Genomic DNA, 25,144 nt, shown 5'->3' on the forward strand with positions numbered 1-25,144 from the left:
CGGCGGCCGTCCACCGGGGTGCGGCCCGGGGCCCTGCGGACCCCGAGGCTGGCTCGGATACCCGGCAGGCCGCTGCCCCCCCGGCATCGGCGGCCGCTGCCCACCCTGCGGCGGCATCCCGGAATGCGGCGGCATCCGCCGCGGATCCTGCGGAGGCAACCCACCCTGAGGCACCTGCCCCGGCACATACGGCTGCCCCCCACCCTGAGGAGGCCGCCCCCCAGGCCCAACCGGAGGCTGCCCACCCTGCGGAGACTGCCCACCCTGCGGAGACTGCCCACCCTGCGGAGACTGCCCACCCTGCGGAGGCATCGACCCAGGCGGCACCCCCTGCCCCCCAAGCGGCGGCTGTCCCCCATGCGCCGGCTGTCCACCAGGGTGACCTGCCTGCCCACCACCCAGCGGCGGCTGCCCACCGCGAGGCGGCCGCCCACTCCGCGGAGCCTGGCCCGGTTGCATGCCCTGCGGGGGTTGCCCGCCGGGCTGAGCCGGCTGGCCGACGTGCGGTTGCCCGCCCGGCTGCGCCCCGTGCGGTAGCTGACCACCAGGCTGGCCGCTGTGCGGGTGCTGCCCGGGTTGCGTGCTGTGGGGCGGTTGCCCGCCGGGTTGAGGAGTCTGGCCGACGTGCGGCTGACCGCCCGGCTGCCCCCCGTGCGGTAGCTGACCACCGGGCTGACCGCTGTGCCGGGGCTGGCCCGCGTGTGTGCCGAGCGGCGATTGTCCGCCGGGCTGAACTGCCTGGCCGTGCGAGGGCCGACCCGGTTGCGTGCCGTTAGGCAGTTGTCCAAGCTGAGCCTGCTGGCCGCCATTCGACGGCTGTCCTGGTTGCGTGCCGTGCGGCAGTTGTCCGCCTGGCTGCGTTGCCTGCCCGCCGTGCGGGTGGCCAGGCGGTCCACCGTGCGGCGGCTGCGCTCCATGCGGGGACCGTCCGCCCTGCGGAGGCTGCCCTCCCGGCCGGTACCCGCCGGGTGGCATCGGCGGCTGGCCGCCCTGCAGCATCCGGCGGGGATCCTGCGGCGGGACCCGTCGTGGCTGGTCACCGCCCGCCTGCGGCGTCGGGCCGCCCGGGCGTGGGCCGGGACCAGCCGTTCGTCCCGGTGCGCCGACGCCGTTCGGGGGGCCGGCCGGGGGCGGGGGTGTGAACCCGCCCGGTGGTGGTCCCTGCTGCGGTGACGGCCCGTTCTGGAACGCCGCCGCCTGCCCGCCATCCGCCGCGAACGGCTGGCTCGAGCCGCCCGCGAAGCCCGCCGCTCCGACGTTGTCCTGGGGGCGGCCGCCGGCGCTTTGGCGCCCTGGTTCCGGGCCGATGCCCGGTGGTGGGGCCATTCCGTAGCCGCCCGTCGACGACTGGCTCGCCGTCGAAGCCGGTGCCTCGCGCTGCTCTGCGGCCGGACGCCCCGGTTGCTGGTCCGGGCCGGGGCGCGACGCCTCGGGCGCCCGGTGCTCGGCGGCCGGTTGGGATCCGCTTGCGCCTTGCTGCGGTTCGGGTGCCGTCCGCGCTTCCGGCGGTCCCGGCTCGGAGACTGCTTCACGGCGCGGTTGCTCGCTGCGGGTCTCAGGTTCCGGCGAGGCCTCGTGGCGAGGTCCTTCGCTCCGCGATTCGGGCGCGGAAGAAGTCTCGTGGCGCGGCTCTTCACCGCGCGACTCGGGCGCGGAGGCCGCCTCACGGCGCGGCTCCTCACTTCGCGACGCGGGCTCGGACGAGCTCTCCCGACGCGACTCCGGCTCAGACGAAGACTCACGGCGGGAGTCCGGCTCAGACGTGGACTCACCGCGCGACTCGGACTCACCCCGCGACTCGGACTCACCCCGCGACTCCGAAGACTCACGACGGGACTCAGGCTCCGCGGAGGATTCACCCCGAGACTCCGGTCCCGAAGCCGAACTCGGCTCCTCCTCAGCCCCTCGCCGCGACTCCCCGGAGTCCCGCGAGCCTTGGGAGTCCCCCGAGTTCCCCGAGTTCCGCGGCTCCCCCGAGTCCGCGGAGTCCCGCGAGCCCCCAGAGTCCCGCGAGCCGCCAGAGTCCCCCGAGTTGCGCGAGTCCCCAGAGTTCCGCGGCTCCCCCAAGTCACCGGAGTCCTGCGAGTCCCCAGAGTCCCGCGAGCCCTGAGAGTCCCGCGACTCCCCAGAGTCCCGCGACTCCCCGGAATCCCCCGAGCCACCAGAATCCCCATCAGCCCGCGGAATGTTCGCCTCATGAACCGAGTGCATCTGCGCCTTGGCGCCGTCAACAGCCCCGCCGACCGCCCCGCTGGACGCGCCCATCAGCAGCTGCTCCGGTGTCAACGACCCCAGATCGCCCGTCACCGCCGCCTGGCCGACGGTCTGCGCGACCCCCTCGACCGCGCCCCGCGCTCCCGCGCGCATCGCCGCGTCCGCGATCTGGCCGCCGGCGCTGTGCGAAAGCCCCTCGGTCGCTCCTCGCCCGATGGACCCCGACGCCGCTCCGACGACGCCGCCGACCGCGCCCGAGATCGCCGCGTCGGAGGTCTTCGACCAGTCCCAGTCCTTGCGATCACCCTTCGCCATCTGCAGGCCCTGGATGCCCGCGTCCATGCCGAGGTTGATCGCCTCGTTCTTGAGGACCTCCATGCCGATCTTCTTGAGGCCCTGCTTGAGCAGCTTCTCCAGCAGCTCCTTCGCGACCTGCTTGAACCCCTGCTGCGCCAGCTTCTCGAGCAGCTGCCGGAACAGCATCTGCACGGTCATCCGGGTCGCGATCTGGGCCGGCGCGATCCCCGCCGTCGAACCGCCGAACGTCACCGCCGCCGCCGCGATCATCGCCGCGATCTGGGCGGCCAGGACGATCAGGGAGATGATGATCATGTACTTCGTGTACTCGACGTCCAGTGCCGTCTGGTCGCACGAATCGCCGAGGGCCTTCGCCGCGTCGGCCAGCTGCTTGAAGTAGGCCTCGTCGCCGTCGACGAACTTCTTCCACTGCTCCGCGAACGCGTCGGCGCCGTCACCGGTCCAGTTGTCGCGGATGCCGGACGCCGCGACGTTGCCCGTCTCCGCCACCGGGCCGATCGCCGAAGACGCCGTGTGCCACGCGTCGCGCAGCGCGCGCAGCTTGGTCTCGTCGCCCTCGGGCCAGCTCTCCCCGACGACTATCGGCAGCAGCCACTTGACCGCGTCGGGCATCTCCATACCCACGCGTCATTGCCCCTTGCTCAGCTGGGACGTCACGTCTTCGTCGGCTCCCGACAGGGCCTTCATCGACTTGGCGACGTTCTGCTGCATCCCCCGCAACCCCTGCACGAGGTTGGTGAACCCTTCGACGGCGCCCTGCGCACCCGGCACGTAGTCCTCGGCGAACTGCTTGCCGGATTCGTCGCCGCCCCAGCACTCGCCCTGCGCGGCCAGGGCCGACTGCAGCGCCTTCGTCGCGTTGTCGAGCGCGTCGGCCGCTGTGACCAGGCCGTTCGACGCGCGCAGGACCGCGTCCGGCTCCGCGGTGAACCCGGAACCCCCCGCGGGCATCAGTCGCCCCTCGTCATCCAGGACGACGGTGGCTCTTCGTCGTCGTCACGCGGCGGGCGGACGCGCTTGGGGGTGGGCTTCGGAGCGGGGACGGGCGGCGCCTGCTCGTTGCGCAGGATCGACCCGCCCTCTTCGAACGACTCGGGCCGCGGCGCCGGCGGTTCTTCGGCGACCTCGTCGAACGACGGGATCGGCGGCACCAGCCCGGCCAGCGACGGCGCGCCCTCGACCAGGTCCGCGAGGTCGGGCAGGCCCTCGGTGATCGGCGCCATCAGGTCCGCGATCTTCTGCTTGACCTGCAGCGAACCCTGGCGCACCAGCGTCTGGACGGTGTTCGCGAGCTGCGCGGGTGTCGTGCGCTCGAAGGTGTTCGGGGCGAATTCGAGTTTCGCGAGGCTGCCGCCGGCGTCGATCGTGGCGCGGACCAGCCCGTCGGGCGAACTCACCTGGGCGGTGGTCTCGGCGGCGGCGGCCTGGGCGTCACGCAGCTGCGCGGTCTGCCGCTCGAAGTTCTCCAGGAGGGTGTCCACCTGGTCCTTCATCGCGGCATTGCGTGCTTCGAGCCGTGCACGGTCGTCGCCCGCGGTGGTCACAGGTGCCCCCGGTGTCCCTCGAACCTACTAATGACTTGCTCGTCACCCTAATGCCAATGGAGCAGTCACCGTGACCGGTTCGGGTGTTTGCGTCAGCGAATCGCCCGGCGCCGGGCGAGCACGTACCCGGCTCCGCCGGCGAGGTAGCAGACCGTCGCGGCGATGAGCAGACCCGGGGAACGGCCGTCGTCCGGCACGACCAGCGCGGCCACCGAGACCGCCGCCACCTGGGTGATGTTGAACAGCGTGTCGTACAGCGCGAACACCCGGCCGCGGGCTTCGTCGGCGACGTCGAGCTGGATCGACGAATCGACGCACAGCTTCAGCACCTGCCCGGCCCCGCTGATCAGGAACGACGCAAGCAGCGCCAGCGGCAACAGCATCGGCAGGCCCAGCGCGGACTGCGCGATCGCGGCGACCAGCAGCGAACCGAGCACCGCGCGCAGCCGGCCGAACCGGCGGATCAGCCGCGCGGTCAGCAGACCGGCGACCAGCAGGCCGGCCCCGGCGAGCGCGGCGATCTGCCCGAGCCCCGGCAGGCCGGCGCGGAAGATCCCGTGGTCGGTGAAGTAGTTGCGCATCAGCAGCACGGTGACCAGCAGCGACACCCCGAACGACGCCCGGTGCGCGAACAGCGCGACGAACCCGGCCGTGACGCTGGGGGCGCGCCACGCGTGCCGGGCACCGTCGGCCAGCCCCCGCGCGACGGCCAGCACCGGGTTCGGCGGCTCGTCGACCACCGTCGGCCCGAGCACGCCGCGGGCGAACCCGCGCGCGATGAACGCCGAGACCAGGGTGCCGAGGACGGCGAAGGCCGTCGTCTCGGCCGATCCGATGTCGTTGCTGCCGAACAGCGCCCGCAGGCCGATCGCGCAACCACCGCCGATGACGGCGACCACCGAGCCGAGCGTGGTGGCGAAGGCGTTCGCCGTCACGACGCTCTCTTCCTCGACCACGTGCGGCAGTGCTGCCGAGAGCCCCGAGCCGATGAAGCGGGAGATGCCTTCCGCGGCCAAGGCCAGCGAAAACAGGCCGATCCCGCCGAATCCCAGCCCGACCGCGGCGGACGCGCAGACGATCGCCAGCCCGCGCAGGAGGTTCGCGAAGATCAGGACCTTCCGGCGATCCCAGCGGTCCAGCAGCGCACCGGCGAACGGCCCGACGACCGAGTACGGCAGCAGCAACGCGGCGAACCCGCCGGCGATGGCCAGCGGATCGGCGGCGCGCTCGGGGTTGAACAGGACGGCGCCCGCGAGCCCGGCGCGGAAGACGCCGTCGCCCCAGCTGGCGGCGAAGCGCGTGAAGAGCAGCCGCCGGAAGTCGGGGTCCTTGAGCAGCTCCCGAGGGCCTCTTCGCACTGTCGCCGTCCGGGCGCTGATCGTCACGGAGTCAAGGTTAAGGCCCGGTCGTAGGACACCGGTCAAGAGATTGGGTGGCCGGCGCACTGAGGTCGCCTCTCGGCGGCTATGCGCAGTGTGGCTCCAGCCGGACGGTATTCCACAAAGGCGGTTCTTCAGTGAGCCCGGGGGACACGGAGTGCGCCGGCCACATGTTTCAAACGAGGCTGTTGGGGCGATTGTTCCCGAGCCGAAGTCAATCGCCCGGCCAAGGGTGGGATCATGGGTCTGTGCCAGCGGACGCCGAGGTTGAACCGGGAACGCTCCTGGTCGCCGCCCCCACCATGGTCGACCCGAACTTCCGCCGGACCGTGGTGTTCGTCATCGATCACCGCGAGGAGGGCACGCTCGGCGTGGTCCTGAACCGGCCGAGCGACGTCGCCGTGCACGACGTGCTGCCCAACTGGGGCGGGCACGTCGCCGAGCCCCAGGCGGTGTTCGTCGGCGGGCCGGTCGAAAAGAAGACCGCGTTGTGCCTGGCCGCGCTGCGCACCGGCGAAACGGCGGCGAGCGTGCCGGGGGTGATCGCCGTCCGCGGCCCGGTCGCGCTGGTCGACCTGGACACCGATCCCGAGGTCCTGGTGCCGAAGGTCCGCGGCGTGCGCGTGTTCGCCGGGTATGCGGGCTGGGACTCGGGGCAGCTGGCCGGCGAGATCGAGCGCGACGACTGGGTCATCGTGCCGGCGCTGCCCAGCGACATCCTGGCCTCGCCGGACGGCGACCTGTGGAGCCAGGTGCTCCGCCGTCAGGGCATCCCGCTGGCCCTGCTGGCCACCCATCCGGGTGACCTCCAGCGGAATTAAGCGTCGTCCTTCTTGAAGACGCCGCAGCCGCCGGCCCCGCACGCGCAGCCGCTGCAGCCGGCCGGCGCGGCCGGAGCCGGGGCGGGCACGGTCAGCGCGGCCCGGTTGCCGAGCACGCCACCGCCCATGACCAGCAGCAGCATGGCGAGCACCCCCGCGAGCGCGGCGGAGATCAGGCCGCCGGTGGTCGGCATGGCCAGCCCGGCCAGCCCGGTGAGCACGGAGATCGCACCCCCGGCCATGGTCGGCAGGCCCGCGACGCGGTTGGCCAGCTTGAACGCTTCTTCGCTGCGCAGCGCCGCCTCGGTGCGCACACCGGTGCCGCCTTCGCGCGTCAAGCGCTCACGGAAACCGAGGAACCCACCAAAGCCGACAAGCAGACCCAGCACGATCGGAACCAGCGCGATAGCGAACACGGGGTCAAGGATAAGCGTGACGTCCCGGCAACCTGCCGGATACCCTGGTCGACTGTGCTACAGGCCATGTCACCGCGTGTACTGCCCACCGTCCTGACCGCTGCCCTGATCGGGGGAATTCTCGCCGCGACACCGGCGAGTGCCACCGAAAGTCACCAGCGGCCCGTCCGGCTGCTCGGCGAAAAGATCGTCCCGAACGCCCTGCCGTTCCAGGGCACGACGGTCGGCGGCCTGTCCAGCATCGACTACGACCCGCGGACCGGCGGGTACGCGCTGATCTGCGACGACCGGTCGGCGATCAACCCCGCCCGCTTCTACACGGCGACCTTCCCGGTCACCGCCGACGGCGTCGGCGACGTCACCTTCACCGGCACGAAGCCGCTCCTGCGCCCCGACGGCACCCCGTACCCGCCGCTCGCGCGGAACGATCCGTCGAAGCCGCAGAACGAGCGAACGATCGACCCCGAGGAGCTGCGCGTCGACCCGTGGACCGGCGGCTACTACTGGTCGCAGGAGGGCGAGCGGACGGCGACGACGTTGATCGACCCGTCGATCCGCGAGGCGCGCCGAGACGGCGAATACGTCCGTGACCTGCCGATTCCCGCGAACGAGAAGATGACGCCGACGGCGGGTCCGCGGCAGAACCTGGTGCTCGAGGGCATCACGTTCGCCGGCTTCGGCTCGCTGCTGGCCAGCGAGGTCGAGGGGCCGCTGCTGCAGGACGGTCCCGAGGCGACCACGACGTCCGGCGCGCTCTCGCGGATCACCCTGCAGTCGCGCTTCGGCCCGGTCCTGGCCCAGTACGCCTACCCGCAGGAACCGCTGTTCGCCGCGCCGGTGCCGTCGACGGGGTTCGCGACCACCGGCGTCTCGTCGATGCTGGCCGTCGACCAGGCCGACCCGACGAGGTTCCTGATGATGGAGCGCTCGTTCAGCACCGGTGTCGGCAACAAGGTCCGTGTCTACGAGATCGACACGAAGGGCGCGACGAACGTCCTGAACGTCAAGTCGCTGGCCGACGCCAAGCACGTCAAGCCGGTCAAGAAGCGCCTGCTCTTCGACGCCGCCGACCTCGGGCTGTCTACTGTGGACAACCTCGAAGGCATGACGTGGGGGCCGAAGCTGCCGAACGGCGAGCGCAGCTTGATCATCGTCAGCGACAACAACTTCTCCGCGACCCAGGTCACCCAGTTCGCCGCACTGGCGGTCCCCTCCGAACGGCTTTGACCAGCAAGTTACGATGTGCACATGAACACGGCTCGGCTGCTCCTGTTCTTCAAGGGGCTTGGCCTGCCGCGCTGACCGGGCCCGGCCCGGCCGGCGCGGCGACCCCTCATGCCCTGGTGGCTGGGGGGTCGAGTTGTTTCTGGAGCTGCGACGGAGGAAGACGGCGATGACCGAGACAACAGGGACCGACGTCCCGGCGCACCGGTACACGGCCGCGCTGGCGGGTCAGATCGAGCAGCGCTGGCAGGACCACTGGGCCGACCAGGGGACCTTCCACGCGCCCAACCCCGTCGGGCCGCTCGCCGTCGAGGGGCAGCCGGTGCCCAGCGACAAGCTGTTCGTCCAGGACATGTTCCCGTACCCGTCGGGCTCCGGCCTGCACGTCGGGCACCCGCTGGGCTTCATCAGCACCGACGTCTTCGCCCGGTACCACCGGATGATCGGGCGCAACGTGCTGCACACGATGGGCTTCGACGCCTTCGGCCTGCCCGCCGAGCAGTACGCGGTCCAGACCGGGCAGCACCCGCGCAAGACCACCGAGGAGAACATCCGGACCTACCTGCGCCAGATCCGGCGCCTGGGCCTTGGCCACGACGAACGCCGTCGCATCTCCACGATCGACCCCGAGTACTACCGCTGGACGCAGTGGATCTTCCTGCAGATCTTCAACTCCTGGTACGACACGGAGGCGGGCAAGGCGCGCCCGATCGCCGAGCTGGAAGCCGCGTTCGCGGACGGCTCGCGCCCGACGCCGGACGGCCGTGACTGGGCGTCGCTGAGCGCGTCCGAGCGGAAGAAGGTGATCGACGACCACCGGCTGGTGTACATCTCCGAAGCGCCGGTCAACTGGTGCCCGGGCCTGGGCACCGTGCTGTCGAACGAAGAGGTCACCGCCGACGGCCGCAGCGAGCGCGGCAACTTCCCCGTCTTCCGCCGCAACCTGCGGCAGTGGATGATGCGGATCACCGCGTACGCGGATCGCCTGGTCGACGACCTGGACCTGCTGGACTGGCCGGAGAAGGTCAAGTCCATGCAGCGGAACTGGATCGGCCGCTCGCACGGCGCCCGCGTCACCTTCTCCTCCGGCGACGAGGGCATCGAGGTCTTCACGACCCGGCCGGACACCCTGTTCGGCGCCACCTACATGGTGCTGGCGCCCGAGCACCCGCTGGTCGACAAGCTGGTCGCGCCGGAGTGGCCCGCGGACGTCGACGAGCGCTGGACCGGGGGCGCCGCGACGCCCGCCGAGGCCATCAAGGAGTACCGCGTCGCCGCGTCGCGGAAGTCCGAGCTGGACCGGCAGGAGAACAAGGAGAAGACCGGCGTCTTCACCGGCGCGTACGCGACGAACCCGGTCAACGACAAGCAGATCCCGATCTTCGTCGCCGACTACGTGCTGATGGGCTACGGCACCGGCGCGATCATGGCCGTCCCCGGCCAGGACGTCCGCGACTGGGAGTTCGCCGAGAAGTTCGGGCTGGAGATCATCCGGACCGTGCAGCCGTCGGAGGGCTTCGACGGCAAGGCGTACACCGGTGACGGGCCGGCGATCAATTCGGGCTTCCTGGACGGCATGGACGTCGCCGAGGCCAAGAAGACGATCATCGACTGGCTGTCGGAGAAGGGCGCCGGCACCGGGACCGTGCAGTACAAGCTGCGCGACTGGCTGTTCTCGCGCCAGCGCTACTGGGGCGAGCCGTTCCCGGTGGTCTACGACGAGGCCGGCGAGGTCCACGCCGTTCCCGAGTCGATGCTGCCGATCGAGCTGCCCGAGGTCGCCGACTACTCGCCGGTGACGTTCGACCCCGAGGACCGCGACTCGATGCCGTCGTCGCCGCTGGCGCGCGCGACGGACTGGGTCGAGGTCGAGCTGGACCTGGGCGACGGCCCGAAGACCTACCGCCGCGACATCAACACGATGCCGAACTGGGCGGGTTCCTGCTGGTACCAGCTGCGCTACCTGGACCCGACGAACAGCGAGACGTTCTGCGCGCCGGAGAACGAGCAGTACTGGATGGGCCCGCGCCCGGGTGAGTACGGCGCGGACGACACCGGTGGCGTCGACCTGTACGTCGGCGGCGTCGAGCACGCGGTGCTGCACCTGCTGTACTCGCGGTTCTGGCACAAGGTGCTGTTCGACCTGGGCCACGTGACGTCCAAGGAGCCGTACCGGAAGCTGTTCAACCAGGGCTACATCGAGGCGTACGCGTACACGGACTCGCGAGGCGTCTACGTCCCGGCCGAGCAGGTCGAGGAGCGCGACGGGAAGTACTTCTTCAACGACGAAGAGGTCACCCAGGAGTACGGCAAGATGGGCAAGAGCCTGAAGAACGTCGTCACGCCGGACGAGATGGCCGAGAACTACGGCGCCGACACGTTCCGGTTCTACGAGATGGCGATGGGCCCGCTGGCCATGTCCCGTCCGTGGGCGACGAAGGACGTCGTGGGTGCGCACCGGTTCCTGCAGCGCCTGTGGCGCTTGGTCGTCGACGAGACGACCGGCGAGCTGCGCGTGTCCACAGAGGACGCTTCCGAGGCGGACCGCAAGGTGCTGCACAAGACCATCGCCGGCGTCCGCGAGGACTACGCGGAGATGCGGTTCAACACGGCCGGCGCGAAGCTGATCGAGCTGAACAACCACGTCACCAAGGTGTACGGCGCGGCCGCGGCGACGCCGCGTGAGCTGGCCGAGCCGCTGGTGCTGATGCTGGCGCCGCTGGCCCCGCACATGGCGGAGGAGCTGTGGCACCGGCTGGGCCACGTGGACTCGCTGGTGCAGGGCCCGTTCCCGGTGGTGGACGAGAAGTACCTGGTGGAGGACTCGGTCGAGTACCCGATCCAGGTCAACGGCAAGGTCCGGTCCCGGGTGACGGTCGCGGCGTCCGCCTCGAACGACGAGGTCCAGGCGGCGGCGCTGGCGGACGAGAAGGTCGCGGCGATGGTCGGCGACGGCTCGCCGCGCAAGGTCATCGTGGTGCCGGGACGGCTGGTCAACATCGTCCTCTAGCTTCACGGCGGAAAGCCGCCGGTGCTTCTCCCGCGTTCCCGATTTGATTGAGCTGTCAACGAAAACGGCTCGACCGAAGGAGAACCGGGGATGACCCTCGACGGCAAGGTGGCACTGGTGACGGGCGGCAGCCGGGGCATCGGCGCGGCCACGGCACTGCGGCTCGCCGAGGACGGCGCGGACGTCGCGCTGACGTACCAGCACAACGCCGCACGCGCGGCCGAGGTGGTTGAGCAGATCAAGCACCTCGGCCGCCGCGCGCTGGCGATCCAGGCGGATTCGGCGGACGCCGCCGCCGTGTCGGCGGCGGTCCGGGCGACGGTCGCCGAGTTCGGCGGGCTCGACGTCCTGGTGAACAACGCGGGCGTCGGATTTGTCGGCGCTTTGGCCGAGACGTCGTTGGAAGACGTCGACCGCGTGCTGGCGGTGAACGTCCGCGGTGTGTTCGCGGCGACCCAGGCGGCGGCCGGGGTGCTGGGCGACGGCGGCCGCGTGATCACGATCGGCAGCTGCGTCACCGACCGCGTGCCCGGCCCGGGCATGGCGCTGTACGCGACCAGCAAGGCGGCCATGGTCGGCCTGACCAGGGCGCTGGCCCGCGAGCTCGGCCCGCGCGGCATCACGGTCAACCTGGTCCACCCGGGCCCGACGGACACGGACATGAACCCGGCCGACGGCCCGTACGCGGTGGACCAGCGCGCCCTGACGGCGTTCGACCGCTACGGCAGGCCGTCCGAGGTGGCCGCGGCTGTCGCCTACCTGGCTTCTTCCGGCGCTGGATACGTGACGGCTTCGGTGCTGTCGGTGGACGGCGGCCACGCGGCCTAAGCCGAGTAGAGCCCGATCTCCCGGGCGAGGTCGGCGAGCATCGATTCGAACAGGACGTCCGGTTTGGACATCGGGATCGGGTAGTTGCCGAAGACCTCGAGCGTGACGTGCCCGTAGAGCCGGGCCCAGAACTGGATCATCAGGTACGTCACGCCGAGGTCGATCTTCTCGACGGGGACGCCCTGATCGGACTCGACGAGCACGGCGACCAGCGACTCCTGGAAGGTCTTCAGGTCGTCCCGCAGCTCATCGGGCACCCCGCTGGCCGACGGCAGCACGATGTCGTGCCGCGCGAGCACCCGCCCGGCGGCCGCGAGGAAGATCCGCCCGAACGGCTCGTCGACCCGGCTCAGCGCACTCCCCGACGTCGACCCGACCCCGCCGGTCGGCGACGCGAAGACGAGCGTGAATTCCTTCGTGTGGGTGAGGGCCCACCGCCGGAAGCCCTTGCAGATGGCGAACAACTGCAGCACGCCGTCATCCGGCAGGTCGGCGATCTCCTCGGCGAGCTCGTCGGCCAGATCGGCACAGACGTCCAGCCGCAGGTTCTCGACGAGATCGTCCCGCGACTCGTAGTACCGGTACAGCGCGGGCGCGGTGATCCCCAGCTCCCGCGCGATGGCCCGCAGCGTGACCGCCTCGGGCCCCTGCTCGACGAGCAGTTTCCGGGCGGTCCGCCGGATGTCCTGTTCGGTAGCCGCACGCGCGCGACCCCTCCGCGTGGGGTGGCTCATCCGAACAGTCTAGGTGCTTGCTACGACGGATTTTGCGTTGACGCTATCTGCGCCGTAACGAAAAGGTGCAGCTCAGGCGCGCGCCTTGAGGTTGGTCAGCACCGTGTCGGCCACGCCTCGACCGAGCTGGCAGGCGTCCTTGCCCGAATCGCTGCCCAGGACCAAAGAGGTCGAATAGGCCAAGTCGTCCGCGACGCCGACGACAATCACGCAGCTACGTTGGCCGCTGGCACCCACGTCGACGTAGCCGACGACCGGATAGCCCTGGACGGGCGCCAGGTCATCGACCCAACGGCTGGCCTTCGGCTTTTCCACCTTGTAGGTGAGACTGAGGCCTTGCCCGGTCTTCGTCTCATAGGCGACCAGGATCCCGGCGCCGCTTCCGGACGTGCTGGCCCAGTCGCACATCGGACCCAGCTCCGAGTCTTTGGGTTTCGCAGCGCCGGGCTGTCCGAGGTAGTCCTTCAGCTGCTGCTCTGTCAGCGCCGAATCACATGGACTTCCCTCCAACACTTTTGCCGGCAGCGGGTTGTCGACCTTCGGTGCGCCGCTGTTCGGCAGTTCCGCCCCGCTCGACGGAGCCGGCGTGGCCGTCCCGGGGGTCTGGCGATCGCCGGTGCACGAGGCCAGCACAGCCATTCCGGCGATCGCGGCGGCCGTGGTGGCGAGAACCCGTCGGATCATTCGAGCGACCCCTCGATCTTCTTGGTCGAATCTGCGGCCTGCCGGTCCGCCGCTTCCGTGATGCCGAGTGCTTGCCTCATCCGGTGAGTCAGCTCCGTGTAGTAATCGAGTTGATACCGCAGATGGCCCTGGTAATAGCGACCAGCCTCGTTGATGCCATTCCGGCCGTCCACCGCCGCTTGGCTGACCGGCTCTTCCGCCGGTGGCTTCGCCCGGCTCAGGATGTCGGCCTCACGGATCTGCTCGCTGACGGTGTTGAGCTGGTCCTCGGCCTTCTTGAGCATCGCCCGCATCTCGGCCGAGCTCATCGCGAATCCCTGCCCGCCAGCCGGCCGTGACCCACTGCTCGGCATGTCCGTCGCCCAGAAGTCGATCCCGCTGAACATCGAGCCCGTCATCGTCCTCCCCCTAACCCGTTCAGGGTCGCGTACAGCACCTCGGTCAGCGCAGCCCGGGTGCCCGGCTGGAAGCTGACCATCCGCTCCCGCCCCGGGTACACGTACGTCAGCACCCGTCCGGTCCCGGCGATGTCCACCGCCGTGATCGGGGCGCTGCGGGTGCCCCGGTTCACGGCGTAGCACTGGTGCAGCCCCGTCCGCCGTGCCGCCATCAGCCGGCGTGCCCACGGCAACGGGTCCCGCCCCCGGTCGAGAGTCGGGTCCTCGAGGTCGTACGACTGCTCCTCCGCGCGGCCCGAGAACCGCGCCTCCGGGATCGACACCGCCGAAATCCGCGCCGGCGGTACCGGCGGCAGCACGTCCACCAGCGACTCCGCGAGCCGCGACGGCTCCACGACGTCGATCCGGACCGCGTCGTCCTTTCGGATCAGCCGGAGCGCGTCGGGCCCGGAGGCGGACACGAGCACCGCGCCCGACTCGTCCGCCTCGATGTCGCCCAGCCACGCCGTGAACTGGTGGACGCCCTTGGCCAGGACGCGCAGGACGTCGCGGAATTCCCGCGTCAACGTGCCGCCCGCCGCCAGCCGGAGCGATGCCAGGACGTCGAGAACAGTCTCGTCGAACCGCTTACGGGCTTCGTCGCCGAGCCAGAGGTTGTCGGCGCCGAGGACCGGGGGCGGTGGGCCGTGCCGCTCCCACTCCCACGCGGTGAGCAGGGCGGCCTTGGGCAGGAAGATCACAGCCCGATCACCGGGGGCACCGTCCGCTCGTCGGAGCCGCCGAAGATGCTCTCCGGATCCGCCTCCACCAGGTACGACGCGCGCTGGTGCTCCGCGTCCTCCTCACCCTTGCCGCCCTTGGCGCCGTGGCCCATGCCGCCCATCCCCGGCGCGCCCGGCTTGCCCGCCGTGCCGCCGCGGCCCCTGCCGGCCGCGCCGGCACGTCCTTCGCCTGGGACGCCGGCTCCGGTCGCCGAGCCCGGACCGCGGGCACCCGGACCGCGGGCTCCCGCGCCGGTGCCGCCGCCCGCGCCGGACGACGAGCCCGGCCCGAAGCCGCCGCCAGGGCCGAAACCAGGCCCGAAGCCCGGACCGGACCCACCTCCGGGACCGAATCCGGTCCCCGGTGGCTGGTAGCCCGGCGGGTACTGCGCCGACGGCGGCACGTAACCCTGCGCACGCACACTGTCGTCCACACCGGACGCGGGCGATCCCGGCGGTGTGACGTGCCCCGGCGGCGTCACCTGCCCCGGGGGCGTGACCTGACCCGGCGGTGGTGGCTGGACGACGGGCGGGTGGACGGCCGGCGGCGGCTGCACCTCGGCCCCGATCGGCCGGTCGTCGCCGGTCGTCGTCCGCTTCCGGGGTTTCGGTTCGACGGGCTTCTTCGGGTCCCGCACCGTGAAGTCGCCGCCGGTGTACTCGCGGAGCTGGCCGTAGTCGATCGTCCGGGCCGCGGTGTTCGAGCTGGACTGCCGCGAATACGCGGTGTACCGCTCGACGTTCTCCTGGGCCTTGCGGTTGTACTGGTTGATCTTGTCTTCGGTGTCGGTGTCCCACGGCGTCGCGACGTCCCAGGCGCTGCGCGTCGGCGGCTGGTCGGTGACGTCCGGGTGCAGCGAGTTCTTCATCCGGTGGAACTGGTCGATCTGCGTCTGGGCCAGCGTCGAGTTGCGGTCGAGGCTCGTCGAAGCGGAAACCGCCGACGCCGTCAGCGGCTGGAGGCGCTCCCGGGCCGCGTCCGACGCGCCCCCGGTCCACGCGGATTCGAGGTTCGAAGTCAGTTCGCGCGTGCCCTGTTCGAGCTGGCGCTGGTAAGCCGACTGGTCGATCCCCGCCTTGTGCACCGTCTGCAGCGACTCGGTGCCGGGCCCGCTCATCACGACCTTGACCAGCTGGCCGGGTGACAGCCCGGCCGCCTGCGGGTTCGCCGCCCCGGTGCCGGTCTGCGAGCCGATGTACGCCCCCGCGACCGCGCCGGGCAGCCCACCCGCGAGCAGGCCGACGCCCGCCCCGGTCAGGACGTTGCCGAGCCGCTCACCGCCCGAGGCGACGGCGTGCGCGATCTCGGACCCGACGTGCTTGGCCGCGTCGAGCATGTCGCCGAACAACCCCACCGAACCGCGCTCCCCTCGCGTTCGATCCCCTCCTGCGTCACGCACGATACCGTGGCGGTTACCGGCTGTGCGAAGAATCGACCGAAAAGGTGCACAGCCCGGGGGAAACCGGAACTCCCCGGAAACTGTCGGACCGCTGTGCCACACTCGGTGCCCGTACGGCTACTGACGTGAACAGGGGAGGTTCGCGTGTCGAATCCTGAGCAGCTGCTGGCGAGCTTCGACGCCAAGATCGCCGAGGCCAAGCGGCGGGGCGACCGCATGCAGGCCGAGCTGGCGGCGGTCTCCGTGTCCGAGCGCAGCCAGGACGGCCAGATCGCGGTCAAGGTCAACCACCTCGGCAACCTCGTCGGCCTGGAGATCGGGCACGCGGTGCGGGAGAAGGCGAACCTCGCCGACGAGATCATGCGGACCGTCCAGCGCGCGCAGAGCAAGCTGGCGGGTGCCGTGCAGGCGGGGATTCCGTCGATCGCGGGCACCGAGACCATGAACGAGCTGGTCCAGCAGCTCCACCGTGAATTCCCGGAGCCGGAGCCGCAGGGCTTCGTCGATGGTGGCCCCGCTGCGCCCACGAGCGAGGGGGCGCGCTTCATCGCCGAGGACGAGCCACCGACGCAGCCGAAGCCGAAGCCGGCGCCACCGCGTCCCGCACCCGAAGCAGGCACCGATGACGACTACTTCAGCGACGGCGACTACCTGCGCTGAGCACGGGAACGAGGGAGGGAAGACCTTGAACGAGCCGCAGGCGGACATCCGGATCGATCCGGAGCAGTTGCTGTCCCACGCGAAGAAGCTCGAACCGTTCGTCGACCGGTTCGCGAAGGCGCTGGACGCGGCGGCCCAGGTCGTCGACCCGATGGCGTTCGGCCTCATCGGCCAGGCCAGCGGTCTCGGCGCGCTGTGCGGCGTCGCCCAGACCCTGGGGAGCGACTCGATCGGCCACGCGAAGAACGTCGCCCAGGAGCAGATCGACCGCGTACGCACCTGGTCCCAGCACGTCGACTGGCGCGAGCAGGACGTCAAGGCGAGCTTGGAAGGCATCCACCTTGACTGAGAACGCGTTGGTGGCGGAAGCCAAGAAAAAGGTCGACGAAGGGTCCTCGGCGCTCGAGGGCGCCGGGATGGCGCAGGACTTCTGGGACGCGGCGGCAAAGGCGGCCGACGACGACTGGACCGAAGGTCTGCTGAACCTTGGCTTCGGCGCCGCCGGCGTGATGGAGTTCGTCCAGGATCCGATCGCCGGTTTGGCCGGCATGGGGCTCGGGTGGCTGATCGAGCACGTCGAGGTCCTGCGTGCTCCGCTCGACTGGGTGACCGGGAACCAGGAACAGCTCGACGTCATGCAGGAGACGTGGAGTGGCATCAGCGACGAGATCGACGCCGTCGCCAAGGATCTTCTGGACACGGTCAAGGCGGACAGCGCGCAGTGGCAGGGGCAGGGCGCGGACGCTTATCGCGCGTTCACCGCCGAACTCGGTGACATGTACTCCGGGGTCGCGGGCGGCGCGAAGGCCATCTCCGTGCTGATCGACGTCTGCAAGAGCATCCTGAACGTCGTGCGCAGCGTGCTGCGGGATCTGCTCACGGAATGCATCGGCAAGCTGATCAGCATCCTCATGCGGTACCCGGGCCCCGCCGCGCCCGCCGGCGTGGCCGGCGAAGGCACGGCCGAGATCGTCAAGTGCGGCCGGCGGATGTCGGAATGGCTGCAGAAGCTCGTGCGGGCCTTCCGGAAGGGCATCAGCCAGTTCAACCACCTGAGCGGGTTGTTCCGCACCGTTGGCCAGAAGCTGCTCGCGGCGCTGCGGGACGCGGTCCGGGCGGCACCGGGCGTCGTCAAGGACGGCATCCAGGAGCTGCCCAAGGCCCTCGGTGAAGAAGCCGGGAAGGAAGCGGGCAAGAAAACCGCGGGCGCCTACGACGAAGCCGATAAGGAGTACCGCGAGAACCACTACAACGAGAAGAAGCCCGCGGCCGCCGAGCCCGTCTTCCGGCAGCAGGGCGGCCGGCGCATCTCCGGCTCGATCTAGCCGCCGTGGTGCCGACAACTCCCGGCGGGCCGGAAACGACCGTGGTGCAGGTCCGGCTGCCGATCCACCATCAGCCGTCCGCCCTGCGGACAAGCGCGGGCTGCCTGGCGTTCCTCGGCCTCGCGCCCGCCGTCGCCGCCGGACTGCTGGTGTGGGCGCGCAGCCATGACCCGGTCGCGCGCTTGGTCGCGCCCGCGCTCGGCGTGCTCGCGATGCTGTGCTTCTGCAGCTGGCCGATCATGCGGTGGTACATGCGCCGCAACGGCTCGCTGGTGACGGCGACGGTCGGATTCGGTCCCGACGGGTTCCGGCAGCCGCTCGAAGACAAGACGACGCTCGTCCTGCCCTGGGAGGACGTCCGCCGCTTCGACTTCCGAGGCGGACAGCCGGACGACCGCGTCGCGCTCGCTGTTTCGCTGGTGGACGAGGAGGCGATCCGTAACCTGAACCCCGACTGCCGGCACAAGTCCGAAGACGGCTTCATCCTGTCGTCGGCGATGGCCAGGGAAGAGGCCGAAAAGGCGTCGGCGGCGATCGAGCGGTACCGCCCCGGCCTCGTCCGCTGGACGTCCAAGAACGTCCGGCGCGGCGGCTTCGGCGTGCCGAACCCGGTGCGGCGGCTGGTCAAGCGCTGGAGCGCGGACCAGGCGCGCACGCTCGTTCGCGCCGAGCAGGCTTCCGCCGGCCGGCTGTTCGTCCTGTGGGCGGCTTGGCTGGCCGTCATCGCCGACTTCGTGGCGCCGGCCTGCTACGACATCCCGCCGGAGATCCCGTTGCCGGTCGCACTGGCGATCTGGGTGCTGCTCTACCTGACGCGCTACCGCGGTGACGCCGGCGAATTCGTCCTGACCGCCGACGCGGTCACCTGGCGGCCCGACGAAGGCGATCCGGTCCGGGTGCGGCGCGGCGACCTCGCCCGGCTGACTACTGCACCCGCGGGGAAGAAGTCCACTCGCCACTACGTGTCGGTCCACGCGGTCCTCCGCCGCGGGGAGGATCGGCCGCTGGCGGCGAAGGTTTCCCCGGGCGCGGCCAAGAACGTGCGGCGGCTGGTCGTCGGGGCGCCGCCGACGCCGATCACTCGGGGGGCTACGTGATCGGCGCCGACGACCTGATGCCCTGTCCGGCTCGCGCCGGTGGGGGCACTGTCACCACGTCCAGCGTGATGACGCACCTGGAGAGCGGGATCGGTCCGTGACGTGACGGCCGGGGGACGGACATCCCCCGATCGAGTGACGGGTATCCGCTGCTCGCATGATTGTCGCACTCAACGCCGGATAAGTTACAAAAACCTTCACTTTCCCCTTGTCCACCCTTCCCGACCTGGTCGGACGGCTTTCGTGGGACAGTGCGGTATGAACTCCGACGTACTCGTTGTGGGATCCGCCAACGCCGACCTCGTCGTCGCCGTGGACCGGCGGCCGGCGGGTGGCGAGACCGTGCTGGGCGGGGACACCGTCCTCTCGCCCGGCGGCAAGGGAGCCAACACGGCGGTCGCGGCGGGCAGGCTCGGCGCCGACGTCGCCCTGCTCGGCGCCGTCGGCGACGACCCCTACGGCCGGCTGCTGCTCGACTCACTGCGGGCAGCGGGCGTCGACACCGGGCTCGTCCGCACCAGCGAGCGGCCGACCGGCATCGCCTACATCACCGTCACCCCGGACGGCGAAAACTCGATCCTCGTGTCCCCCGGCGCCAACTCGAGCCTGGAGCCCGCCGACGTCGACGCCGTTTTCGACGGGGTCGAGGTCATGGTCGCGTCGCTCGAGGTGCCGCTGCCGACCGTCGAGCACGCCGTCGCGCGGGCCGCCGAACGGGGCGTGAAGGTGCTGCTGAACCTCTCGCCGGCCGCGAAGCTCTCCCCGGAAACGCTGGCCAAGCTCGACGTCCTGCTGGTCAACGAGCACGAGGCCGCCTGGCTCACCGGTCCGGGCGCGGACTTCCGGGAGCTCCTGGAACTCGGGCCGCGCGCCGCCGTCGTCACGCTCGGCGCGGCCGGCGCGGTCGTCGTCGAACCGGACGGCACGACCGAGGTGGAGTCACCGAAGGTCGAGGCCGTGGACACCACCGGAGCCGGTGACGCCTTCGCGGGCGCGCTCGCCGCGTCGCTCGCCGACGGCGCCGACCTGGTCTCCGCGGCCAAGCGGGCCGTGCGCGTCGCGGCGTTCAGCGTGACGCGGCCCGGCGCCCAGCCGTCCTACCCGACCGCCGCCGACCTGGGGGAATGATCATCCGGACGGCCGTGTTGGACGTCACATGGGCGACTCGTTCAGCTCGGCCTGGTGGCGCGGCTACGCCGCTCAGCTGCGGGCGATCGCCGACGCCCGCCGTCCCGACCGGCTCGCGATCATGCCGCTCGACGAGACGCTCAAGGCACTCGGCAAGCAGACCGAGCTCGACGAAGGCGTCTACGACGTCCCGGTGGAAGGCATCGTCGGCACGGTCGCCCGCGCCGGGGACTTCGACCGCGAGTTCCGGCCGCGCAACCGCGCACTGCGCGACCGCTGGGAGCAGCTGACGCGGACGACGGCGGACCTGCCGCCGGTGCGGCTCGTGCGGCTCTCCGACATGTTCTTCGTCGAGGACGGCCACCACCGCGTCGGCATCGCGCGAGCCCGCGGCGTCCGGACCGTCCGCGCGCGGGTCCGCTGGATCAGCACGGTCGCCTGCGCGCTGCGCTGCCTGACCCTCGCCGACCTGCCGTCGAAGGCCGCCGAGCGGATGTTCCTCGAGCGCGTGCCGCTGCCGGACGACGTCCGCCTCGGCCTGTGGCTCGATGACCCGGCCGACTGGTTCCGGCTCGCCGACTCGGCCGAGGCCTGGGGTTTCCGCCGTATGCTGGCCGGACGGCCGGTGCGCAGCCGCGGCGAACTGGCCGGCTCCTGGTGGCACGAGGAGGTCCGGCCGGTGATCGAACAGGTACGGCAGCGAGGTTTGTGCCCGCCACCACGAGATATCCAGGCCTACCTGCGTTATGGTCTAGACCATGCCTGAGTCTGATGCCGCCGTGGCGTCCCTGTCCGGGGTCGCCGTCAGCCCCGGCCGCGCGAGTGGTCTGGTCGTCCGCGTCGCCGAGCCGCTGGGCGAACCCGCCGCCACCCCGGTCCCGGCCGATCCGGCCGCCGAAGCCGCCCGGATCGTCCCCGCGGCCGCGATCGTCGCCGGCCGGCTCGAGAAACAGGCCGAGACCGCGAGCGGCGAGGCGGCGACGATCCTCATCACGACCGCGGCGATGGCGGCCGACCCGGCGCTCGCGTCGCAGGCCGAAACCCTGGTCAAGACGCAGGGACTGCCCGCCGCGCGCGCCGTCTACCAGGCCGCCGAAGGCTTCGCCGAAGCCCTGGCCGCGGCCGGCGGGTACATGGCCGAGCGCGTCCGCGACGTCCGCGACGTGCGTGACCGGCTGATCGCCGAGCTGCTCGGCATCGCGCCGCCGGGGGTGCCCGAGCTGGCGTCGCCGAGCGTGCTGGTCGCCCGCGACCTCGCCCCGGCCGACACCGCCGGTCTCGACCCGGCGAAGGTCCTCGCCCTGGTCACCGAAGAGGGCGGCCCGACGAGCCACACCGCGATCCTGGCGCGTGCCCTGGGCATCCCGGCCGTCGTCGCGGTGCGCGGCCTGCTGGCCCTGGACGCGCAAGCGCTTGCGGTCGACGGCGACGCGGGCACGGTCGAGGCTGCGGACCCGTCGGCCCCGGTCGTCACGGCCACGGTGGCCCAGCTCGCCGAGTGGAACGGCACGGGCGCGACGGCCGACGGTCACCGCGTGAAGGTCTACGGCAACGTCGGCTCCCCGGCCGACGCCCAGGCCGCGGCGGACGCGGGCGCCGAAGGGGTCGGCCTGTTCCGCACCGAGTTCTGCTACCTGGACGCTTCGGACGAGCCGTCGGTGGCCGACCAGCGCGCGGCGTACACGGCGGTGCTTTCGCCGTTCCGCGGCAAGCCGGTGATCGTCCGGACCCTCGACGCGGGCGCCGACAAGCCCCTGGCCTTCCTGTCCCCGGAGGCCGAACCGAACCCGGCCCTCGGCGTCCGGGGGCTGCGCGTGGCGTTCGACCGCCCCGAGGTCCTGGACCGCCAGCTCGAAGCGATCGCCGGCGCGGCGGACGACTCGGGCGCCGAGGTCTCGGTGATGGCCCCGATGGTCGCGACGGTCGAGGAAGCGGCCTGGTTCGCCGAGCGGGTCCGAGCGGCCGGCATCGCCCGCGCGGGCGTGATGATCGAGATCCCGGCGGCGGCGCTCACCGCCCGCGAGATCCTCGAGGTCGTGGACTTCGTCTCGGTGGGCACGAACGACCTGGCCCAGTACACGTTCGCGGCGGACCGCCAGCTGGGCGCGGTGGCCAAGCTCAACGACCCGTGGCAGCCAGGGCTCCTGCGCCTCCTGAAACTGATCGGCGACGCGGCCAAGGCCACCGGCAAACCAGCGGGCGTCTGCGGCGAAGCGGCCGCCGACCCGCGCTTGGCCCTGGTCCTGGCGGGCTTGGGCCTGACGAGCCTGTCGATGAACGCCCCGGCAGTCCGCGCGGTGGGAGCCAGCCTGGCGGCGGCAACGCTCGCGGAGTGCGAGGCCCTGGCGGAGGCAACCCTGGCCACGGCAAACCCGGCAGCCGCCCGCGCGGCGGCCCGCCCCTGAGGTACTGACAACGCCCGACGCCGACCTGGCCACCGGCATCCCCGGCCAGGTCGCGTCGCGCGCACACGGGCCGGCTTCGACCGCAGCCACCCGGACCACCGAAACCTGCGGCGCGGAATGTGGCCGGTCCTGACCGCCGGGGCGTGGTCGGCGCCAAGGAGCAGGCCGGCCTCTGAGCGCCCGGCGCTGCTCGGCGGCGAAGCCTTGGTCCAGCTCGCCACCTACCCGGCCCGGGCTCGCCTCGACCGGGAGCCCGCTTAAGCTGGGCTCCTCTCGGGCCGGCTGAGCCCGATCTGCCCAGCCCGTTCGTTTCGCCCCGCGCGAATCATCCCCCGCCCGCAGGGGCGCCCCCCACTTTCAGTCTATCGGTCATCACCGACGGTGCTGAACTGTGCGAACCTGAACCGGCGTGGTTGTCCACATTGACCGAGGGGTGTGGACAACCCGCCCAAGGCCGTCCCGGGGCTCCCCCGGGACGGCCGCAGAAACTTCCGGGCCGTTGTCGATCCCGCCCGTGGCCGCTCGACGAAGAGGTGAGAAGCGAAAGCACCCGAGTCGAGAGGACCTCACCATGACCGCCACCACCTCCGCCCCGGCCGGCCGGGCCGAGGCCCCGGCCGGCAAAGCAGAGGCCCCGGCCGGTGGGCCGGCAGCCGTCAGGGCTGGGCGCCGGGCGTGGATCGGGCTGGCCGTGCTGGCTCTGCCCACCCTCCTCGTCTCGCTGGACGTCTTCGTCCTCGTGCTCGCCCTTCCCAAACTCGCCGTCAGCCTGCACGCCGACGGCACCGAACAGCTCTGGATCATGGACACCTACGGCTTCATGGTCGCCGGGTTCATGGTCACCATGGGGACCCTCGGTGACCGCATCGGGCGGCGGAAACTGCTGCTCATCGGGGCCGCCGCCTTCGGGGGCGCCTCCGTTCTCGCCGCCTTCTCCACCAGTGCCGGGATGCTGATCGCCGCGCGGGCCGCGCTCGGGATCGCGGGGGCCACCCTCGCTCCCTCCACGCTCTCGCTCATCGGCACCATGTTCGAAAACCCGCGCCAGCGGGCCGAAGCCATCGGGATCTGGGCCGGCTGCTTCACCGTCGGCGCGATCGTCGGGCCGATGGTCGGCGGCTTCATGCTCGAGCACTTCTGGTGGGGCTCGGTCTTCCTGCTCGGTGTTCCCGCCATGGTCCTTCTGCTGGTCATCGGTCCAAAACTGCTGCCCGAGTACCGGGACGAGACCGCCGGGCGCCTCGACTTCCCCAGTGTCGCCCTCTCCCTCGGCGCGATCCTGCCCGTCGTCTACGGCGTCAAGGAAATCGCCCGCGACGGGCTCCGGACCGTTCCGGTGCTCGCACTGGGCGCCGGCCTGATCGTCGGGTACGTCTTCGTGAAGCGGCAGCGCACGCTCGACGACCCGCTCGTCGACTTCAGCCTCTTCGCCGCCAAGGCGTTCCGGACCACGCTCGGCGGGATGCTGCTGTTCAGCATGCTCGGCGGCACCACCATGCTGTTCGTCGCCCAGTTCTTCCAGCTCGCGCAGCACCTCACACCGGTCGGGGCCGCGCTGGGGCTGCTGCCGGGGATGGCCGCCTCCACCGTCAGCTTCCTCGCCGCGCCCGTGCTCGCCCGCCGGGTGCGGCCCGGGAGGCTGATCGCGAGCGGGGTGGCCCTCGCCGCGGCCGGGATGGCGATCCTCACCCTCGTCGCGCCCGGGGCCGGGCCGGTCTGGCCGTCCCTCGGGTTCGCCGTGACGTCGCTGGGGGTCGGGCCGATGGTCGCGCTGGGCACCGACCTCGTCGTCGGCTCGGTTCCGGTGCGCAAGGCGGGCGCCGCCGCTTCGCTGGCCCAGACCGTCAACGAGTTCGGCTACGCCTTCGGCCTCGCCACCGTCGGCACGCTCGGCAACGCCGTCGTCCGCTCCCACGGCCTCCCCACCGGGCTGCACGTCGTCGCCGGGCTCGCCGCCGCCGGGTTCGCCGTCCTGGTCTTCTTCGTGGCCCGGCACCTGCGCTCGATCCGGCCGCTGGCCGTCTGACGACGGCGAAGGCCTCCCCACCCGATGCCTGGGTGGGGAGGCCTTCTTGACGCCGGGGGCAGAGGGGCCCCGGCTAGCCGAAGAGCCCGCGCCGCGGGTGGCGGACGACCAGCGATCCGCCGTGGACGCGGCCGGTGAGCACGTACCGGGGGTTGCCCATCCGCCCGTTGCTGCGCGTCTTGTCCTCCATCGCGCCGAACTTGACGTCGCTGATCGCGTTGAGGTCCACCGAGGCGTGCTCCGGGATGATGATCTCGACCGAGCCCCACTTGGCGTCCAGCTCGATGTGCACCACCGGCGACTGCACCTGGGCCTCGGTGAAGTCCAGCTTCGTCGAGCCGTACTTGTTGCGCACCACCAGCTCGGACGGCACCACCCACGGCCCGCCGCGGACGAGCGACGAGTACTTCGCGTTCAGCTCGAACCGCTGCCCGGTCGAGTAGCCCGGGTAGCCCACCGGAGGCGCGTACGCCGGAGCGGCGGCCAGCGCCGCGGCCGGGTGGTACAGCCCGGCGAGGTCGGCCAGCACGGCGTTCAGCTCACCGCGCGTCCTCGACGCCAGCGCGCGGTCCGTGCGCTCGGTGAACTCGTCGAGGTCGATCATGCCGCGGCCGATCGCCTTCTGCAGCACGCCGACGACGTGCTCGCGCTCGTCGTCCGACACCCGGAGATCGCGCTCGCTCAACGGCTTGGTTTCGGTCACCGGTTCCGCCGCAACGGTCTCTTCCTCGCCCATGCCCACGATGGTAGAACCGGATATCACCAGGGAGAT

The 25,144-nt window shown here is 71.4% G+C and carries 23 protein-coding genes and 1 pseudogene; 13 read left to right on the forward strand and 11 right to left on the reverse strand.

Annotated elements, in window-relative coordinates:
* Positions 1–357: 357 nt before the first annotated feature.
* On the forward strand, positions 358–537 hold the full coding sequence (locus DV20_RS45195; protein WP_152603788.1) for a hypothetical protein: 180 nt from the start codon (positions 358–360) through the stop codon (positions 535–537).
* A 2,229-nt stretch (positions 538–2,766) separates the two neighbouring features.
* On the opposite strand, the pseudogene DV20_RS47405 reads toward DV20_RS45195, so the two are convergent.
* The 4 genes and pseudogenes from DV20_RS47405 to DV20_RS33220 form a co-directional block, all read right to left on the reverse strand.
* A pseudogene (locus DV20_RS47405) lies at positions 2,767–3,150 on the reverse strand (WXG100 family type VII secretion target); the annotation flags it as partial.
* Between the two features lie 9 nt (positions 3,151–3,159).
* Positions 3,160–3,483, reverse strand: a complete 324-nt coding sequence (locus tag DV20_RS33210; protein ID WP_043787076.1) for a WXG100 family type VII secretion target — start codon at positions 3,481–3,483, stop codon at positions 3,160–3,162.
* Positions 3,483–4,025, reverse strand: coding sequence for a YbaB/EbfC family nucleoid-associated protein (locus DV20_RS33215; protein WP_084093800.1), 543 nt, complete (start codon positions 4,023–4,025; stop codon positions 3,483–3,485). Before DV20_RS33215 ends, DV20_RS33210 begins: the two co-directional genes overlap by 1 nt.
* A 143-nt stretch (positions 4,026–4,168) precedes the next feature.
* On the reverse strand, positions 4,169–5,434 hold the full coding sequence (locus DV20_RS33220) for an MFS transporter (RefSeq protein ID WP_043787080.1): 1,266 nt from the start codon (positions 5,432–5,434) through the stop codon (positions 4,169–4,171).
* A gap of 191 nt (positions 5,435–5,625) precedes the next feature.
* Here DV20_RS33220 and DV20_RS33225 point away from each other — a divergent pair, with 191 nt between their 5' ends.
* A complete protein-coding gene (locus DV20_RS33225) occupies positions 5,626–6,276 on the forward strand; it encodes a YqgE/AlgH family protein (RefSeq protein ID WP_268747460.1) in 651 nt (216 codons plus the stop codon).
* Here DV20_RS33225 and DV20_RS33230 read toward each other — a convergent pair.
* Positions 6,273–6,692, reverse strand: coding sequence for an SdpI family protein (locus tag DV20_RS33230; RefSeq protein ID WP_043787082.1), 420 nt, complete (start codon positions 6,690–6,692; stop codon positions 6,273–6,275). The genes DV20_RS33225 and DV20_RS33230 overlap by 4 nt on opposite strands.
* A gap of 66 nt (positions 6,693–6,758) precedes the next feature.
* Here DV20_RS33230 and DV20_RS33235 point away from each other — a divergent pair, with 66 nt between their 5' ends.
* The 3 genes from DV20_RS33235 to DV20_RS33245 all read left to right on the forward strand — a co-directional run bounded on the left by DV20_RS33235 (position 6,759) and on the right by DV20_RS33245 (position 11,754).
* Entirely contained in the window at positions 6,759–7,919 is a 1,161-nt protein-coding gene (locus DV20_RS33235; RefSeq protein ID WP_043787083.1) for an esterase-like activity of phytase family protein, read from the forward strand.
* A 166-nt stretch (positions 7,920–8,085) separates the two neighbouring features.
* Positions 8,086–10,926: a leucine--tRNA ligase gene (gene leuS / locus DV20_RS33240; RefSeq protein WP_043787084.1), complete on the forward strand. Its 2,841-nt coding sequence runs from the start codon at positions 8,086–8,088 to the stop codon at positions 10,924–10,926.
* A 90-nt stretch (positions 10,927–11,016) separates the two neighbouring features.
* On the forward strand, positions 11,017–11,754 hold the full coding sequence (locus DV20_RS33245) for an SDR family oxidoreductase (protein ID WP_043787086.1): 738 nt from the start codon (positions 11,017–11,019) through the stop codon (positions 11,752–11,754).
* On the opposite strand, the gene DV20_RS33250 is transcribed toward DV20_RS33245, so the two are convergent.
* The 5 genes from DV20_RS33250 to DV20_RS33270 all read right to left on the reverse strand — a co-directional run bounded on the left by DV20_RS33250 (position 11,751) and on the right by DV20_RS33270 (position 15,686).
* Positions 11,751–12,488: a TetR/AcrR family transcriptional regulator gene (locus tag DV20_RS33250; RefSeq protein WP_043787088.1), complete on the reverse strand. Its 738-nt coding sequence runs from the start codon at positions 12,486–12,488 to the stop codon at positions 11,751–11,753. The genes DV20_RS33245 and DV20_RS33250 overlap by 4 nt on opposite strands.
* A gap of 72 nt (positions 12,489–12,560) precedes the next feature.
* Positions 12,561–13,172 (reverse strand): DUF3558 domain-containing protein, encoded by a 612-nt coding sequence (locus tag DV20_RS33255; protein WP_235191051.1) that lies wholly within the window; start codon positions 13,170–13,172, stop codon positions 12,561–12,563.
* Positions 13,169–13,570, reverse strand: a complete 402-nt coding sequence (locus tag DV20_RS33260) for a hypothetical protein (protein ID WP_043787090.1) — start codon at positions 13,568–13,570, stop codon at positions 13,169–13,171. Before DV20_RS33260 ends, DV20_RS33255 begins: the two co-directional genes overlap by 4 nt.
* Positions 13,567–14,310: an ESX secretion-associated protein EspG gene (locus DV20_RS33265; RefSeq protein ID WP_043787091.1), complete on the reverse strand. Its 744-nt coding sequence runs from the start codon at positions 14,308–14,310 to the stop codon at positions 13,567–13,569. The genes DV20_RS33260 and DV20_RS33265 overlap by 4 nt, the downstream gene beginning before the upstream one ends.
* Positions 14,307–15,686 (reverse strand): hypothetical protein, encoded by a 1,380-nt coding sequence (locus tag DV20_RS33270; RefSeq protein ID WP_043787092.1) that lies wholly within the window; start codon positions 15,684–15,686, stop codon positions 14,307–14,309. The genes DV20_RS33265 and DV20_RS33270 overlap by 4 nt, the downstream gene beginning before the upstream one ends.
* 189 nt (positions 15,687–15,875) lie before the next feature.
* Here DV20_RS33270 and DV20_RS33275 point away from each other — a divergent pair, with 189 nt between their 5' ends.
* The 8 genes from DV20_RS33275 (at position 15,876) to DV20_RS33310 (ending at position 24,372) form a co-directional block, all read left to right on the forward strand.
* Entirely contained in the window at positions 15,876–16,391 is a 516-nt protein-coding gene (locus DV20_RS33275; protein ID WP_043787093.1) for a YbaB/EbfC family nucleoid-associated protein, read from the forward strand.
* Between the two features lie 25 nt (positions 16,392–16,416).
* Entirely contained in the window at positions 16,417–16,740 is a 324-nt protein-coding gene (locus tag DV20_RS33280; protein WP_043787094.1) for a hypothetical protein, read from the forward strand.
* The gene (locus tag DV20_RS33285; protein WP_152603790.1) at positions 16,733–17,716 is read left to right on the forward strand and encodes a WXG100 family type VII secretion target; all 984 of its coding nucleotides are present in this window, start codon (positions 16,733–16,735) and stop codon (positions 17,714–17,716) included. Before DV20_RS33280 ends, DV20_RS33285 begins: the two co-directional genes overlap by 8 nt.
* 5 nt (positions 17,717–17,721) lie before the next feature.
* Positions 17,722–18,813, forward strand: coding sequence for a hypothetical protein (locus DV20_RS33290; protein ID WP_160169772.1), 1,092 nt, complete (start codon positions 17,722–17,724; stop codon positions 18,811–18,813).
* Between the two features lie 258 nt (positions 18,814–19,071).
* Positions 19,072–19,941 (forward strand): ribokinase, encoded by an 870-nt coding sequence (locus DV20_RS33295; RefSeq protein ID WP_043787096.1) that lies wholly within the window; start codon positions 19,072–19,074, stop codon positions 19,939–19,941.
* A gap of 28 nt (positions 19,942–19,969) precedes the next feature.
* Positions 19,970–20,707 carry a hypothetical protein gene (locus DV20_RS33300; protein WP_043787097.1) on the forward strand — a complete coding sequence of 246 codons (738 nt, stop codon included), beginning with the start codon at positions 19,970–19,972 and terminating at the stop codon, positions 20,705–20,707.
* Entirely contained in the window at positions 20,700–22,346 is a 1,647-nt protein-coding gene (ptsP, locus tag DV20_RS33305) for a phosphoenolpyruvate--protein phosphotransferase (RefSeq protein ID WP_043787099.1), read from the forward strand. The genes DV20_RS33300 and ptsP overlap by 8 nt, the downstream gene beginning before the upstream one ends.
* Before the next feature lie 571 nt (positions 22,347–22,917).
* Positions 22,918–24,372: an MFS transporter gene (locus DV20_RS33310; protein WP_043787100.1), complete on the forward strand. Its 1,455-nt coding sequence runs from the start codon at positions 22,918–22,920 to the stop codon at positions 24,370–24,372.
* 73 nt (positions 24,373–24,445) lie between these two features.
* On the opposite strand, the gene DV20_RS33315 is transcribed toward DV20_RS33310, so the two are convergent.
* On the reverse strand, positions 24,446–25,108 hold the full coding sequence (locus DV20_RS33315; protein WP_043787101.1) for a DUF1707 SHOCT-like domain-containing protein: 663 nt from the start codon (positions 25,106–25,108) through the stop codon (positions 24,446–24,448).
* Between the last annotated feature and the right edge of the window lie 36 nt (positions 25,109–25,144).

The sequence above is a fragment of the Amycolatopsis rifamycinica genome, from assembly GCF_000695625.1.
In the GTDB taxonomy this organism is placed as follows: domain Bacteria; phylum Actinomycetota; class Actinomycetes; order Mycobacteriales; family Pseudonocardiaceae; genus Amycolatopsis; species Amycolatopsis rifamycinica.

Bases quoted from the DNA above. Each gene is read 5' to 3' on its own strand.
- DV20_RS33295 (WP_043787096.1), top strand. From the start codon at position 19,072: ATGAACTCCGACGTACTCGTTGTGGGATCCGCCAACGCCGACCTCGTC.
- leuS (WP_043787084.1), top strand. From the start codon at position 8,086: ATGACCGAGACAACAGGGACCGACGTCCCGGCGCACCGGTACACGGCC.
- DV20_RS33250 (WP_043787088.1), bottom strand. From the start codon at position 12,488: ATGAGCCACCCCACGCGGAGGGGTCGCGCGCGTGCGGCTACCGAACAG.
- ptsP (WP_043787099.1), top strand. From the start codon at position 20,700: ATGCCTGAGTCTGATGCCGCCGTGGCGTCCCTGTCCGGGGTCGCCGTC.
- DV20_RS33300 (WP_043787097.1), top strand. From the start codon at position 19,970: ATGGGCGACTCGTTCAGCTCGGCCTGGTGGCGCGGCTACGCCGCTCAG.
- DV20_RS33210 (WP_043787076.1), bottom strand. From the start codon at position 3,483: ATGCCCGCGGGGGGTTCCGGGTTCACCGCGGAGCCGGACGCGGTCCTG.
- DV20_RS33310 (WP_043787100.1), top strand. From the start codon at position 22,918: ATGACCGCCACCACCTCCGCCCCGGCCGGCCGGGCCGAGGCCCCGGCC.
- DV20_RS33255 (WP_235191051.1), bottom strand. From the start codon at position 13,172: ATGATCCGACGGGTTCTCGCCACCACGGCCGCCGCGATCGCCGGAATG.
- DV20_RS33245 (WP_043787086.1), top strand. From the start codon at position 11,017: ATGACCCTCGACGGCAAGGTGGCACTGGTGACGGGCGGCAGCCGGGGC.
- DV20_RS33225 (WP_268747460.1), top strand. From the start codon at position 5,626: ATGTTTCAAACGAGGCTGTTGGGGCGATTGTTCCCGAGCCGAAGTCAA.
- DV20_RS33315 (WP_043787101.1), bottom strand. From the start codon at position 25,108: ATGGGCGAGGAAGAGACCGTTGCGGCGGAACCGGTGACCGAAACCAAG.
- DV20_RS45195 (WP_152603788.1), top strand. From the start codon at position 358: ATGCGCCGGCTGTCCACCAGGGTGACCTGCCTGCCCACCACCCAGCGG.
- DV20_RS33215 (WP_084093800.1), bottom strand. From the start codon at position 4,025: ATGAAGGACCAGGTGGACACCCTCCTGGAGAACTTCGAGCGGCAGACC.
- DV20_RS33260 (WP_043787090.1), bottom strand. From the start codon at position 13,570: ATGACGGGCTCGATGTTCAGCGGGATCGACTTCTGGGCGACGGACATG.
- DV20_RS33235 (WP_043787083.1), top strand. From the start codon at position 6,759: ATGTCACCGCGTGTACTGCCCACCGTCCTGACCGCTGCCCTGATCGGG.